Here is a 14,621-nt window from a genome sequence, read left to right as displayed (position 1 = left end):
ATAGCGACACTTAAAGTTCTTTAAGCGTTATTTTTTATTGATGACTAAGCATATTTTTGTTCCTTGTAATGATAAGCTTCGCAAATTAAATAATGCAACATACAAAAAGTACATATTTCTACGCCATTGGGTTGAGTTACAAAAAAGCTGATGCAGAGATTAGAGGACATTTTAGTTTAGACGAAGAGGCTAAACTAAAATTATTAAACCAAGCAAACCAAAATGAGATAGAAAGTCTAATAGTGACTTCTACCTGTAACAGAACTGAAATTTTCGGTTTTGCAGAGCATCCTTTTCAATTAATACAATTACTTTGCGACAATACAAAAGGGACCATAGAAGAATTTCAAAAAGTAGCTTATGTTTACAAAAACAAAGATGCCATTTCACATATGTTTCGTGTAGGTTCGGGTTTAGACAGTCAAATACTAGGTGATTTTGAAATTATAAGCCAGCTTAAAAAAAGCGCTAAGCTGTCTAGAAAACACGGATTACTCAATTCTTTTATTGAACGTTTAGTTAACTCTGTAATACAAGCGAGTAAGCGTATAAAAACAGAGACAGACATATCTTCAGGTGCCACCTCAGTTTCATTTGCTTCGGTTCAATACATTCTAAAACAAGTTAAAAATGTTTCAGAAAAAAATATTTTACTTTTTGGAACTGGTAAAATAGGTCGAAATACTTGTGAAAACTTGGTGAAACACACCAAAAACGAGCATATAACCCTAATTAATAGAACCAAAGATAAAGCAGAAGCTATTGCTGGAAAGTTTAATCTTTTAGTAAAAGAATATGCCGATTTACAAGAGGAAATAAACACCTCAGATATTTTAATTGTTGCTACAGGTGCTCAAAACCCTACAATAGACAAATACTTAATCCAATCTGAAAAAAAATTACTTATATTAGACTTATCTATTCCTAAAAACGTTAACCAAGACGTTTCAGAATTAGATAATGTCACTCTTGTTCATTTAGATGATTTATCTCAAATCACAGATGAAACCTTAGAAAACAGAAAAGCTCATATTCCTTTAGCCGAAAGCATCATTGAAGACGTAAAAACCGAATTCAATGGCTGGCTAGAAACCCGTAAATTTGCTCCTACAATAAAAGCCTTAAAACACAAGCTTTTAGATTTTAAAACTGCAGAGTTGGATACACAACGTAAAAAAATCTCCAATTTTAACGAAGAGCAGGCCGAATTGATAAGCAACAATATTATTCAAAAAATAACCAATCACTTTGCCCATCATTTAAAAGACGATAATATCTCTACAAATGATAGTCTTGAACTTATAAAGAAAGTGTTTCAGTTAGAACAATCAAAAAATGTCTAGAACCATAAGAATTGGTACACGCGATAGCGAATTAGCGTTATGGCAAGCTACCATAGTACAAAAACAATTAGAACACCTCGGTCATAAATCTATTTTAGTTCCTGTAAAGGCTACTGGAGATATTGTTCTAAATAAACCACTTTACGAGCTAGGGATTACGGGTATTTTTACCAGAACCTTAGACATAGCGATGCTAAATAACGACATTGATATTGCTGTACATTCCCTAAAAGACGTCCCAACGTTATTACCTAAAGGAATCGTACAAGCAGCAGTTATAAAGCGTGGTAATGTTAGAGACACTTTAGTCTATAAACACAATGAAGAGTTTTTAGGCTCTCGAAAAGGTGTTATCGCAACAAGCAGCTTACGCCGCCGCGCACAGTGGCTAAACCGTTACCCTACACATACCACAGAGGATATCCGTGGGAATGTAAATACGCGTTTACAAAAACTAGAAGACAGTGATATTTGGAATGGCGCTATTTTTGCCGCTGCTGGTTTAGGCCGATTAGACTTAAGACCTGAAGAAGCCATTAACTTAGACTGGATGGTTCCTGCACCAGGACAAGGCACCATTATGGTTACCGCCTTAGCTGAAGATGAAGACATATTAACGATATGCAAAGAAATCAATCATGAAGAAACTGAAATTTGTACAACAATAGAACGTACATTTCTTAATAGGTTAGAAGGCGGTTGTACTGCTCCCATAGGAGCCTTGGCATTTATAAAAGACGAAGAGGTTCATTTCCATGGTATTCTTTTAAGTCCTGATGGGACTAAAAAAATAGAAATAAAAAGAAGTAAAAAATTAGGAGAACACAACGACTTAGCTATTTTTTCTGCCGACTATATTATCGAAAAAGGCGGTAAACGCTTAATGGATAACATTAAAAATGCTTACAGAAAAACGAATGTTTATTCTACAAAATCCTTTACAGAGGATCAACGGCTGTTATTTCACGAAAAAGTAGTCCCAGAAAGTTCAGATTTTATAAAAATAAACTTAAACAGGATTCACCCACGTCATTTAAAGAATAAAATTCAGAATGTAGTGATTACTAGCAAAAATGCGATTGAATCCTTAATCACAAACTATTCGGCTACAGAATTACAATTTGAAAATATCTATTGTGTTGGTCGCCGAACGAAGCGTTTAGTTGAAAAAAAAATAGGGCCGGTTTTACATACTGAAAAAAATGCTAAGAAATTAGCAGAGCATCTCGTAGAGTTTATGGAAGGTAATGAAGTCTCATATTTCTGTAGCGATTTAAGGTTAGATGATTTACCGAATATTCTTACCGAGAACAATATAAAAGTCAATGAAGTTGAAGCTTATCAAACGAAGTTTGATGCAGTAAAGATTGACGAGAATGTTGAAGGCGTTATGTTTTATAGTCCCTCAACAGTTAAGAGTTACAAACAAGAGAATAATGTTAAAGAGGATATGATTGCTTTTTGTATTGGAGAATCTACTGCTAAAGAGGCAAAAAAACACTTTAAAGATATACGAATTGCAAAATTACCAACTGTAGAAAGTGTTATTGAATTGGTAAATGAGCATTACATATAATTTTTTAGCTATATAAAGAGCTAAAATCACTATTATTTACAAAAGGAAGTCCACTAAAAAAACCTTACACCGTAGGGATAACACATAAAGATATGTTGAAAAACGATTTATTTTTAAGAGCATTAAAAGGAGAAACTGTAGAACGCCCACCAGTTTGGATGATGCGTCAAGCGGGAAGGTACCTTCCAGAATTTATGGAAATTAAAGCAAAGTACGATTTCTTTACTCGCTGTCAGACTCCTGAATTAGCAAGTGAAATTACGGTACAACCCATTCGTCGCTATGGCATGGATGCTGCTATTCTTTTTTCTGATATTTTAGTAATTCCCCAAGCAATGAATATAGAAGTGCAAATGAAACCAAACTTTGGGCCATATTTGCCAAACCCTATACGCTCACAACAAGATGTTGATAAGGTTATTGTTCCAGATGTAACGAGTACTTTGGATTATGTATATCAAGCAATAAAAGCAACAAAAGAAAAATTAAACAATGAAGTCCCTTTAATTGGTTTTGCAGGATCTCCATGGACCATTTTATGTTATTGTGTTCAAGGACAAGGCAGTAAAAACTTCGACAAGGCTAAGGAATTTTGTTTTACAAACCCAGTAGCTGCCCACCAATTATTGCAAAAAATAACAGACACTACAATCGCATATTTAAAAGAAAAAGTAAGAGCAGGAGTTAATGCTGTCCAAGTTTTTGATTCGTGGGGAGGTATGTTATCGCCTGTAGATTATCAAGAGTTTTCTTGGCAGTACATTCAGCAAATCATTGATGCTTTAAAAGAGCATGCTCCTGTTATCGCTTTTGGTAAAGGCTGTTGGTTTGCTCTAAATGAAATGTCTAAATCTGGTGCCGCTGCTCTTGGTGTAGACTGGACATGTTCTCCAAGAAACGCACGTTACTTAACAGGAGGCAATATAACACTTCAAGGAAATTTTGATCCCACACGTTTGTTTTCCCCTCCTTCAGAAATCAAAAAAATGGTACATCAAATGATTAATGAGTTTGGAAAAGACAAATACATTGTAAATCTTGGACATGGTATATTGCCCAATATCCCATTAGATAATGCTAAAGCATTTATAGATGCTGTAAAAGAATATAAAGCGCAATAACTCATTTTAATGAGGTTCTTTTAAGTAACATAAAATTGGTTTTTACACTCTTTAAGTATGGTTTAACCCAAAAATAACAGCATGATAAAGAACATTCTTAACAGTATAAAGGCTTATACTAAAACGCTTGCTTTAATTTCTAAATTAAACCTTTGGAGGTTCTTTTTAATTCCCATTATTATTAGTATTCTAACAGCTACTATTATTGGGGTTACAGCATACGGATTATCTGATAATATTGGTCATTTTATAACTAAAATTTGGATATGGGAGACTGGAAAGGAAACATTTACCACCATCTCCAGTTTTATTGGCGGAGTAATTGTAATTGTTTTAGGTTTTATACTTTACAAGCATATTGTAATGGCTTTTTCGGCGCCATTTATGAGTCCTGTTTCAGAAAAAATAGAAGCCCATTTTTACGGAGAAAAACAGCTTGCCGTAAAATCAACCTCACTGAAAGCACAATTATGGAGAGGCCTTAGAATTAATGGCAGAAATTTATGCAAAGAGCTTTTATTTAGTCTACCGCTTTTAATTATTAGCTTCATTCCCCTAATAGGAATCTTATCAACACTACTTCTCTTTTTGATTCAAGCGTATTATGCTGGTTTTGGAAATATGGATTACACACTAGAACGCCATTTTAAATACAAAGAAAGTATTTTATTTGTTAAGAAATATAAAGGTATTGCCATTGGAAATGGTATTGTATTTATACTTTTCCTTTTAATTCCCATTATAGGAATTATCATTGTGTTACCGTTTTCTGTAACCGCAGCCTCTATTAAAACGTTAGAACTAATAAAAGCAGAAAAACAAGCTGCATTTTCAATTAACAAAACAATAAGCTAATTTCACTTTTACTAGTAAACCGCTTTCCGCTATAAAAAAGATCTTAAAAAAAACATATGCCACATTTTGTAATAGACTGCTCAAAACCGATTCTAAGCTTTGTAAAACCAGAAGCAATACTAGAAGAAATACACAACACAGCAGTATCTTCAAAACTATTTGAAGAATCGGATATAAAAGTTCGTTTAAACACATTCCCCGAACACTATCTTGTCGGTGGTAAAAAGGATGATTTTATACATATTTTTGCTAATATTATGGAAGGAAGAACACTAGAACAAAAAGCCAACCTTTCAAAATTGATGGTAGAAAAACTAAAGGCCCTATTCCCTAAAGTCCCTATATTATCTATAAATATTAGAGACTTCGAAAAAGCAACATACTGCAACAAAACAATGGTATAAACATTCTAGTTTTTCCTTTTTTAAATTTAAGAGCTCATGAAAGATAAATTTTTCAATTACATACACGAATTACAAGACACAATTACAGCTAAACTTGAAGCTATAGACGGCAAAGCTAAATTTAAAGAAGACCTTTGGGAACGTCCTGAAGGCGGAGGCGGAAGAACTCGCGTTATTGAAAATGGAAATATCATAGAAAAAGGAGGCGTAAATATTTCTGGTGTACACGGAAAACTTCCAAAAACAATGCAAGATTATTTCGGTGTTAAAGATGCGCATTTTTTTGCCTGCGGTTTAAGTCTCGTGATCCACCCTAAAAGTCCAATGGTTCCAACGGTACATGCAAACTGGCGATATTTTGAAATGTATGATGACACTGGAAAAATAGTTGACCGCTGGTTTGGTGGCGGCCAAGATCTTACACCCTATTATTTATTTGATGAGGACGCGTCACATTTCCATCAAACCTGTAAAACTGCTTGCGACAAACACGACACTAGCTTTTATCCTAAATACAAGGCACGTTGTGATGACTATTTTTACAACAGTCACAGAAATGAAGGTCGTGGTGTTGGAGGACTATTTTTTGATTATTGCAAAGCTTCAGATAATATGAGCATGCAACAATGGTATGCCTTTGTTACCGAGGTTGGAGACAGTTTCCTACAAGCCTACGTCCCTATTGTTCAAAAACGAAAGCATCTAGAATATTCTAAAGCACAACGCGATTGGCAAGAAATTCGCCGTGGTCGTTATGTTGAATTCAATTTAGTTCATGACAAAGGCACCCTTTTTGGCTTAAAAACAAACGGAAGAATTGAAAGCATATTAATGAGTTTACCACCACATGTACAATGGGTTTACGACTTTACCCCAGAGCCAGGAAGTGAAGAAGAACGATTGGTAAACATATTACAAAACCCAAAAGATTGGATTTAATTTATTAAAATGAATTGTTACTGCGGAAGCCTAAAAGCATACTCTAATTGTTGTGAAAAAATTCATAAAAATATTAATCACGCATTAACCGCCGAGCAGTTAATGCGCTCGAGATATAGCGCTTTTGTATTGGCTGATGGTGATTATTTAATGGAAAGTCACCACTCAAAAACACGTTCAATAAAAGAAAAAAAAGCCATTGTTAAATGGGCAAAATCTGTCAAGTGGATCGCATTAGAAATACTAGAAACAACTAAGGGCTCTCAAAATGATACTCATGGAACAGTAACATTTAATGCTTATTTTTTTGAAAACGGAAAAGCAGATACCATTCATGAAAAATCGGCTTTTGTTAAAGAAAACAAGCAATGGAAATACCTAGGATTAAGCAATTAAAAATGACGCAAACATGTTAAAACGTATTAAACGTATTGGTTTAATTATAAATTGGAAGACATTAATCATCACCAGCCTCGCAATTGCATCGACAGCATTTTGCTTACATTTCCATATCAAAGCTAATTTTCCACTTACATTAATTAGTACAGCCATCGTTTTCCCTATTGTATTTTCTATTGGAGGTGCATACAAACGTCGAGAGATCGCCTTAGACGAATATGGCGCAATCAAAGCCCATGGCAGAACTTTATATTTTGCTGTATCCGATTGGTTAGAAAACCCACCTCAAGAATTAAAAACGGAGCTAAAAGAACACCTTTCAGAGCTATTAAATTCTTGCAAACAAATCTTTACACATTCTGTTGCTGAATTAGAATACAATGAGAAAGAAGTATACAATAGTTTTAGAAAATTATCGCTGTTTATAAAAAAAATGCGAAGTTATGGCTTACCGTCTGGAGAAGCTTCGCGTTCCAATCAATTTCTAAGTAAAATGATGATTTCCTTTGAACGCATCAAGCACATCTACCAGTACAGAACACCAAGAACATTACGAACATATAGCGATATTTTCATAATTATACTACCTATTATTTACGGACCTCACTTTGCTGAAAATGCAACTAATTTCAATTATGGTTTACAATATGCTGTCCCTGTTTTATTTAGCGTAATTTTAGTTGCTTTAGACAATATTCAATCACATTTAGAAAACCCTTTTGATCAACAAGGAGAAGATGATGTTGAAATTAATGTTGAAAAATTCATTCGTAACTTAGAATAAATTGGATCCTATTTATAATCGAAAAAATGGGTTATAAAAACCTATGCCATAGCAATAAAATGAAGCTTCGATTATTTAAAAGCAAACGTATAAATAAGGAATCAACTCATTTTGAGTCGCTTAAAAAAAATAAAAAAAGAAGTCCCTCACGACCACAAATAATAACTAAATTTAACCAATAACCTAATAATCAATAAAATGTATCCAATAAAAAGAAACCGAAGACTAAGAACAAGTCAAGCGATTAGAAGCTTAGTTCGTGAAACGATAATTTCTCCTAACGATTTTCTAGTTCCTCTTTTTGTGGCGGAAGGTAAAGCTGTAAAAGAAGAGATTGCATCTATGCCTAATTATTACCGTTATAGCTTAGATTTACTTGAAAATGAAATCAAAACACTTTGGGAAATGGGCTTAAAATCGGTGTTGTTATTCGTTAAGGTTCCAGAGCATTTAAAAGACAATAAAGGAACAGAGGCATTAAACCCTAAAGGCTTAATGCAACGCGCTATTAAAACAGTAAAGTCTGTTTGCCCAGGTATGTTGGTAATGACGGACGTTGCTTTAGATCCATACTCTTCTTTTGGTCATGACGGCATTGTTGAAAATGGCAAAATAGCAAATGACGATACTGTTGAAATATTGGCCGAAATGAGCTTGTCACATGCTGAGGCTGGAGCCGATTTTGTAGCCCCTAGTGATATGATGGATGGCCGTATTATATCCATTCGTGAAGCATTAGAAGATGAAGGCTATACAGATACTGGAATTATGAGTTATTCTGCAAAATATGCTTCTGCTTTCTATGGCCCTTTTCGAGATGCTTTAGATTCTGCTCCTGCCGACCTTCAAAACGTTCCAAAAGACAAGAAGACCTATCAAATGGACTACGCTAATCGTTTTGAAGCCATTAGAGAGACTGAAATGGATATTGATGAAGGCGCAGATATTGTTATGGTAAAACCTGGACTTTGCTACCTAGATATTGTCCGTGAAATAAAAAATGAAATCGATGTTCCTGTTGCCGTTTACCAAGTGAGTGGAGAATATGCAATGTTAAAGGCAGCTTCAGAAAAAGGTTGGCTAGATCATGATGCAGTAATGATGGAACAAATTACAGCTATTAAGCGTGCTGGAGCAGATGTAATTGCAAGTTATTTTGCTAAAGATGTTGTAAAATTAATTTCTTAAAACAAAAATCATTATATTTTTGAATAAACTATCACATCGAATATCCTTTTTAAAATAAGTTATTCAATGTGATAGTTTTATACTATATTTATATATACAATATTAGTCAAACAGTGCTATTGATTTTGTATTTCCACCAATAACATAACTTAAACCTACCGTAGAAATAATATTCCCTTCTGTTTCCGTATTAATATCAAAATCTTCACCAAAAGTATAAGTCAACAAAATATTAGTTGTTAGTTTATATTCTATATTCAACGTCGCTTTTAAATCATTTTTTGATTCTGATTCTCCGGAATTATCCATAAAATCGGCGTCTTGAAAACGCTGTATAAACTCTCCTGAAAGCGAAAATCTATCTTTATGAAAAACAATCTTCGCCCCTAAATCTATATTATCAGACACCGTGTTTTGTAATACTTCATTCTTAAGATAACGTAAAACGCCTAAAAATTCGAAAGTCTCATTTTCTAAACGATAGGAAGGCGTTAACCAAATTCCCCATTTAGGAATTTTACTGTCATTAAATTTATCATTTTCAAAATCTAACGCAATAGAGGACGCAAATTCTAAGAAAAACCCTTTGTAAGGAGTTTTAGAAGCATCCAGTAAACTATCTACCATTTTTGCTTTTTCTGAAAGCGTTTTAATAAGAGTGCTCACTTTACTATCCTTAGCATACACCGTATTTAACAAGCTCGTATTTATTAATTCTTGAACTTTTTCATTGGTATTTATTTCTGAAGCATCTTGTGCTTTCAACCAGGGCATAATAGTTTCATTTACGGCTGTTTTAACCGCTTCCTTATTAGATTCACCTATGCCTTCACTATCATAATATTGCTCCATTTCTTTTGGAACTTGCTTAATATAATCGTCTAAATTCGTAATTAAAGTGTCTGATGCTAATTGCTGCAGCGGGTTTATAACACCAGTGGCTGCTCTCTGTATATTATTCACCTCTTCAACAGCTTCTAATATTTTTTCTTTATTAGCTTTAGAAGGACTGCCTTTAAAAATCATTGTTCTATAGCCTATCCCCATTCTCGTCCCTATTTTTAAAGAATCCGTTTCATCCTTTATGTCTATAGTTGCTACAGAAAAGGAAGAATTATACAAAATATTATTCCCAATATTATTAGATTCTAGTATGTTTTCAAAAGTCAAATTCTTATGTGAAAACAACCAAAATGGCGTAAATTCTAAGGCTAAATTTTGAGGTAAACTAAATCCATCATCATCAGAAAAATCATTAAACAAACTCGATTTAAAAGCATCAAAAGTCGTTGGTCTTGCAATCTCTGTAGGTTGTATTCCTAAAATAGTAAAGGCTGGAGACGTGGGCGCCTTTAATTCAGTAAGGTCTATATCTTGAGCATATGAAAGCGTGATACTCAAAACAAAAAAAACGATAAGTATAATTTTTGGTTTCATAATTATTTGAAATAAATTTTAGTTGTGTAATAAATGGACGCATTAGACTCTTCTACCTCTGTTTCATAGGTTTTTAATTCTTCCGTATTAATATAGTAAGAAACACTTGTCATATTAGTTAAAGGGTTGGTATCTGTTACCAAAGATCCTATAAGAATAGACTGCGCTTCCAATTGGGCTCCAGTTCCTATATCTATATTCATAATCGCTCCCGTGTGGTATTGCCCGCTAACGCTTTTAAAAGTTGAATTACCTATCTGTCCATTGCCGAAAACAATAGTCAAATAATAACGTGTTCCTGGGGTTACATTGTAATTAATTTTGTTAATAATATTTTTCATAATTATTGATTTTAGGTTATAGCTGTATTATTATTTTTTCTTTGAAGAGATTATTTTGCTTCAATAGCAATACACAAGTGTTTATTTATCTAGTTAGTTACATTTTTCACAATCTACTTTCTTTATAGTATTCCTTTTAAAAGTCTGGTCGTTTACGCTTTCCTTATCACAACTTAAGTTAACCCCTTTTCTACTAAGGTAATCAATATCGAGGTGTTTTTTTAAGACACCTAGTAATAGTTGTAAAATTGAGAACTAAAAAAACTTAAGACAATCCCAATACAAGGTATTTATAATAACTAAATTAAATACGACTATACTTTAAATTTTAGTTTTAAAAAAATACGCTCGCTAAAAACACGATACAACTCTTTTGCTTAAGAAACCACTGCAAATGTTACGTTTTTACAGGAAAGTAATATGCTTTTAAATAAATATTATCCCTATTAAACCTTCTTAAGATGCGATACTAAAATTGATTACGCAATTAAGACCACTTAACCGAAAGGATCAAAAAAATTAATTAAATTAGCATCAAATAAAAACTCTGGATGGCTTTACTATTATTCTACGCTTTCATATCAATTTTTTTCTCCTTTTTATGCTCTATACTTGAGGCTGTTTTACTTAGTGTTACACCAACATTTATAAATGTTAAAAAAAAGGAAAACAAAGGCTTTGCAAACGAGCTAGAAACACTTAAAAAAGATGTAGACAGACCTCTTATTGCTATTTTAACCTTAAACACAATAGCACATACTGTTGGTGCCATTCTTGTAGGAGTACAAGCTAAAATAGCATATGCAGAATTATATGGCAGCCAAACAAAATCCTTTCTAGGAATAAGCTTCACTGAAGATGTAATGGTAGGTGTTGTTTCTTCAATAATGACTATTTTAATATTAGTTGCTTCAGAAATTATCCCAAAAACCATTGGAGCAACCTACTGGAAAAGCTTAGCAAAATTTACAACCAAAGCCCTTAAAGTGCTTATTTTTCCCTTACGATGGACAGGAATCCTTTGGCTTTTACAACTAACCACAAAATTAATTGGAGGTAAAGGACACCACGGCAGTGTTTTAAGTCGTGAAGATTTCCATGTAATGGCAGATATGGCACAACAAGAAGGAGTGTTTTTAGAGAGCGAAAGTAAGGTTATAAAAAACCTCTTAACGTTTAAAGACATTGTAGCAAAACATATTATGACCCCCAGAACGGTTATGAAAACAGAAAGCGAAACGACAACTGTTGAAGATTTTTTTAATAAAAACCTCAACCTTCGTTTTTCTAGAATCCCCCTATATTCCAATATGGAAGATAATATTAAAGGGCTTGTTTTAAAAGATGAAATTTTTAAAGAAATGGCTTTAGGTAATGGCTCGAAAAAGCTTGCTGAAATAAAACGAGATATTATTATAGTAAATCGAGACATCGCTATTCCTAAATTATTTGAACAACTTGTAGAAACCCGAAATCATATGGCTTTAGTTGTTGATGAATATGGTACCGTTAGCGGTTTAGTAACAATGGAAGATGTTATAGAAACCCTACTGGGACTAGAGATTATGGATGAAAGCGATAATGTTTCTGATTTACAAGTACAAGCACGAAAAAACTGGGAAGCTAGAGCAAAAAAACTAGGTATTATAGATAACGAAAACAAAAAAGATTAAACAATGGAAAGCTGTTTTATCAACTCACCTTTAGGAGTTACAAAAATTGAAGGTGACTGTAATGGCATTACTTCCGTTTCTATCTTAACCAACCCTAACACTCCTATTTCAAAAATTATTCCTGAGGTTCTAAAAGATTGCGTACAACAACTCAACGAATATTTCGAAGGCAAAAGAAAGCATTTCAACTTAAAACTAAACCCTAAAGGCACACTTTTTCAAAAACGTGTTTGGGACGCTTTAAAAACCATTTCTTATGGCAAAAGCACCTCTTATCTCTCGCTTTCAAAGCAATTAGGAGATGTTAAAGCCATAAGAGCTGTAGCTAATGCCAATGGCAAAAACCCACTTTGGATTATTATACCTTGCCATAGAGTTATTGGGAGTGACGGTAGCCTAACAGGCTATGCAGGCGGCTTACATAGAAAGCAATGGCTTTTAGAACATGAAAGCCCTTATAAACAACAATCACTATTTTAGTGTCCTTATACGAGGTTTATTTTCTTATCTTTAAATCCTTTAAAATCTTTTTCTATGACTTTTCTTAAAAAACTACTTAAGATTGTAGTTCTATTTTTCTTATTTTCTATTGTTTTGCTATATGCTACAGATACTGATTATTTAATAAAGGCTGTTCGTACCATTTATATGCAAGGTTATACAACAGCTTTTTTAGATGATTACCATAAATTCGACAATAGAACTATTGAAAAAGGAACCCCTCAGCCATGGCCTAATCACAAAAATTATAATACTGTAAAAGAAACCGATGCCCTACAAAAAGCTAATACAGAATACGGTACTATTGCTTATGTAATTATTAAAAATGATAGCATCTGGTTTGAAAACTATTATGAGGGTTATAACGCTAATTCAAAATCCAACTCCTTTTCGATGGCCAAAAGCTATGTTTCTGGTTTATTAGGCAAAGCTATTATGGAAGGTTATATAAAAGGTCTGGACCAGCCTGTTGGAGATTTTTTACCAACATTTAAAGAAGGTAAAGCTGCAAAAATGACTGTTGGAGACTTATCATCAATGTCTTCAGGAACCAATTGGGATGAAGCTTATTATTCCCCATTATCGATCACCACACGAGCGTATTTTGATGATGACTTAGAAAAGGTAATGTTAGGTCTGGAAGTTGTAGACGAGCCAGGTCAGGCATATAAATATGCTAGTGGAGACACACAAATGCTAGCTATGGTTATTGAAAAAGCAACAGGAAAAAAGCTATATAAATATATGGAAGAGAGTTTCTGGAAACCATTAGGAGCTGAAAACGATGCTTTTTGGCAGGTAGATAGCAAAGACCATGACTTGGTAAAAGCTTATTGCTGTATTGCGAGTAATGCCAAAGATTTTGCTCGATTTGGTAAATTATATAAGGACCATGGAAAATGGAACGGGAACCAGATTTTAGACTCTAGTTTTGTCGCAAAATCCTTAACCCCACGTTTTAGTGATGCTTATGGATATGGCTGGTGGTTGAAAACACAAAATGAGAGAAATTTTAAACTAATGCGAGGTCACTTAGGACAATATGTTATTGTTCAACCTGAAGATAATATTATCATTGTTCGCTTAGGACATCAAAAATCACCAGAAGCCAGTGTTGGAGAATACACCAAAGACGTTTCCATATATATAGATGAAGCCTATAAAATGTTAAACGCTAAGCGTTAATTTTTTTGAGCTAAGCTTTTTTTTGTAAAACTCTGTTTTCTTTTTCTCAAAATCAATACAGCTTTTCAATAAAATAAAAACCTATGATATCTAAACTTAATTTAGAGAACATATTATTTCTTGACATAGAAACCGTTCCTGAAACGCAACATTTTTCAGAATTAAGCAAAAGCAAACAAGACCTTTGGGATTTAAAATCTAAATACCAACGAAAGGAAGTCTTCTCTGCTGAAGAATTTTACGAGCGTGCTGGAATATGGGCAGAATTTGGAAAAATTGTTTGTATTTCTGTTGGTTATTTTTCGACGCATAATGACCTACGATTGTTTAGAACAACGTCTTTTTTTGGAGCAGAGGAAAAACTTTTAAAAGATTTTAAAAATTTAATACTTACCCACTTTAGCCAAGCAAAACACTTGCTTTGTGCTCATAATGGAAAAGAGTTTGATTTCCCGTACATTGCAAGACGTATGATTATTAACAACATTGAATTACCTCATAAACTCAATCTCTTTGGAAAAAAACCTTGGGAAGTCCCACATTTAGATACAATGGATTTATGGAAATTTGGTGATTACAAAAGCTACACTTCGCTTAAACTTTTAACCAATGTATTAGGAATTCCTTCTCCAAAAGATGATATAGATGGTAGTGAAGTTTACAGCGTGTATTATGAAAATAATGAAATAGATCGTATTGTTACCTATTGCGAAAAAGATACTATTGCTGTCGCTCAAATATTCTTAAGGTTACGTGGTGACGCCATTCTAGATGAAGATGAAATTATTCACGTTTAATTAGCTCTTAAAAAAATCACATAAACCTACCTAATTAAATTACACTATATAAAAAACTAAAGCCTCGATTTTCATCGA

Annotated in this window: 15 protein-coding genes; 13 read left to right on the top strand and 2 right to left on the bottom strand. The window is 33.4% G+C overall.

The window, feature by feature from the left end; all coding sequences use genetic code 11:
* Positions 1-92 precede the first annotated feature (92 nt).
* The 9 genes from hemA (at position 93) to hemB (ending at position 8,609) form a co-directional block, all read left to right on the top strand.
* Positions 93-1,343, top strand: coding sequence for a glutamyl-tRNA reductase (hemA, locus tag AC2D8I_RS03785; RefSeq protein WP_484704660.1), 1,251 nt, complete (start codon positions 93-95; stop codon positions 1,341-1,343).
* Positions 1,336-2,919, top strand: coding sequence for a hydroxymethylbilane synthase (hemC, locus tag AC2D8I_RS03780; protein ID WP_484704659.1), 1,584 nt, complete (start codon positions 1,336-1,338; stop codon positions 2,917-2,919). The genes hemA and hemC overlap by 8 nt, the downstream gene beginning before the upstream one ends.
* 92 nt (positions 2,920-3,011) lie before the next feature.
* On the top strand, positions 3,012-4,040 hold the full coding sequence (hemE, locus tag AC2D8I_RS03775; RefSeq protein ID WP_484704658.1) for a uroporphyrinogen decarboxylase: 1,029 nt from the start codon (positions 3,012-3,014) through the stop codon (positions 4,038-4,040).
* Between the two features lie 81 nt (positions 4,041-4,121).
* The gene (locus AC2D8I_RS03770; RefSeq protein WP_484704657.1) at positions 4,122-4,895 is read left to right on the top strand and encodes an EI24 domain-containing protein; all 774 of its coding nucleotides are present in this window, start codon (positions 4,122-4,124) and stop codon (positions 4,893-4,895) included.
* Positions 4,896-4,951: 56 nt separating this feature from the next.
* Entirely contained in the window at positions 4,952-5,299 is a 348-nt protein-coding gene (locus AC2D8I_RS03765; protein ID WP_484704656.1) for a 5-carboxymethyl-2-hydroxymuconate Delta-isomerase, read from the top strand.
* Positions 5,300-5,335: 36 nt separating this feature from the next.
* The gene (gene hemF, locus AC2D8I_RS03760) at positions 5,336-6,238 is read left to right on the top strand and encodes an oxygen-dependent coproporphyrinogen oxidase (RefSeq protein ID WP_484704655.1); all 903 of its coding nucleotides are present in this window, start codon (positions 5,336-5,338) and stop codon (positions 6,236-6,238) included.
* A 9-nt stretch (positions 6,239-6,247) separates the two neighbouring features.
* Positions 6,248-6,634, top strand: coding sequence for a YchJ family protein (locus AC2D8I_RS03755; RefSeq protein ID WP_484704654.1), 387 nt, complete (start codon positions 6,248-6,250; stop codon positions 6,632-6,634).
* Between the two features lie 13 nt (positions 6,635-6,647).
* Complete coding sequence (locus tag AC2D8I_RS03750; protein WP_484704653.1) at positions 6,648-7,421, top strand: hypothetical protein; 774 nt, start codon at positions 6,648-6,650, stop codon at positions 7,419-7,421.
* Positions 7,422-7,619: 198 nt separating this feature from the next.
* Positions 7,620-8,609 (top strand): porphobilinogen synthase, encoded by a 990-nt coding sequence (gene hemB, locus AC2D8I_RS03745; RefSeq protein ID WP_484704652.1) that lies wholly within the window; start codon positions 7,620-7,622, stop codon positions 8,607-8,609.
* A 102-nt stretch (positions 8,610-8,711) separates the two neighbouring features.
* Here the strand turns inward: hemB and AC2D8I_RS03740 are convergent, their stop codons facing one another.
* The gene (locus tag AC2D8I_RS03740; protein ID WP_484704651.1) at positions 8,712-10,046 is read right to left on the bottom strand and encodes a hypothetical protein; all 1,335 of its coding nucleotides are present in this window, start codon (positions 10,044-10,046) and stop codon (positions 8,712-8,714) included.
* Between the two features lie 2 nt (positions 10,047-10,048).
* Positions 10,049-10,387, bottom strand: a complete 339-nt coding sequence (locus AC2D8I_RS03735) for a hypothetical protein (protein WP_484704650.1) — start codon at positions 10,385-10,387, stop codon at positions 10,049-10,051.
* Between the two features lie 551 nt (positions 10,388-10,938).
* On the opposite strand from AC2D8I_RS03735, the gene AC2D8I_RS03730 reads away from it, so the two are divergent.
* From AC2D8I_RS03730 to AC2D8I_RS03715, 4 genes are all read left to right on the top strand, one after another.
* A complete protein-coding gene (locus tag AC2D8I_RS03730; RefSeq protein WP_484704649.1) occupies positions 10,939-12,060 on the top strand; it encodes a CNNM domain-containing protein in 1,122 nt (373 codons plus the stop codon).
* Positions 12,061-12,063: 3 nt separating this feature from the next.
* Positions 12,064-12,540: a methylated-DNA--[protein]-cysteine S-methyltransferase gene (locus AC2D8I_RS03725; RefSeq protein WP_484704648.1), complete on the top strand. Its 477-nt coding sequence runs from the start codon at positions 12,064-12,066 to the stop codon at positions 12,538-12,540.
* Between the two features lie 54 nt (positions 12,541-12,594).
* Positions 12,595-13,746, top strand: a complete 1,152-nt coding sequence (locus tag AC2D8I_RS03720) for a serine hydrolase domain-containing protein (protein ID WP_484704647.1) — start codon at positions 12,595-12,597, stop codon at positions 13,744-13,746.
* Positions 13,747-13,829: 83 nt separating this feature from the next.
* Positions 13,830-14,543 (top strand): 3'-5' exonuclease, encoded by a 714-nt coding sequence (locus AC2D8I_RS03715; RefSeq protein ID WP_484704646.1) that lies wholly within the window; start codon positions 13,830-13,832, stop codon positions 14,541-14,543.
* The last annotated feature ends 78 nt before the right edge of the window (positions 14,544-14,621 follow it).

Source organism: Lacinutrix sp. YIN62 (genome assembly GCF_057219185.1).
Note: the sequence above shows the minus strand (reverse complement) of the source record. Positions and strands in the feature narration are given on the sequence as shown.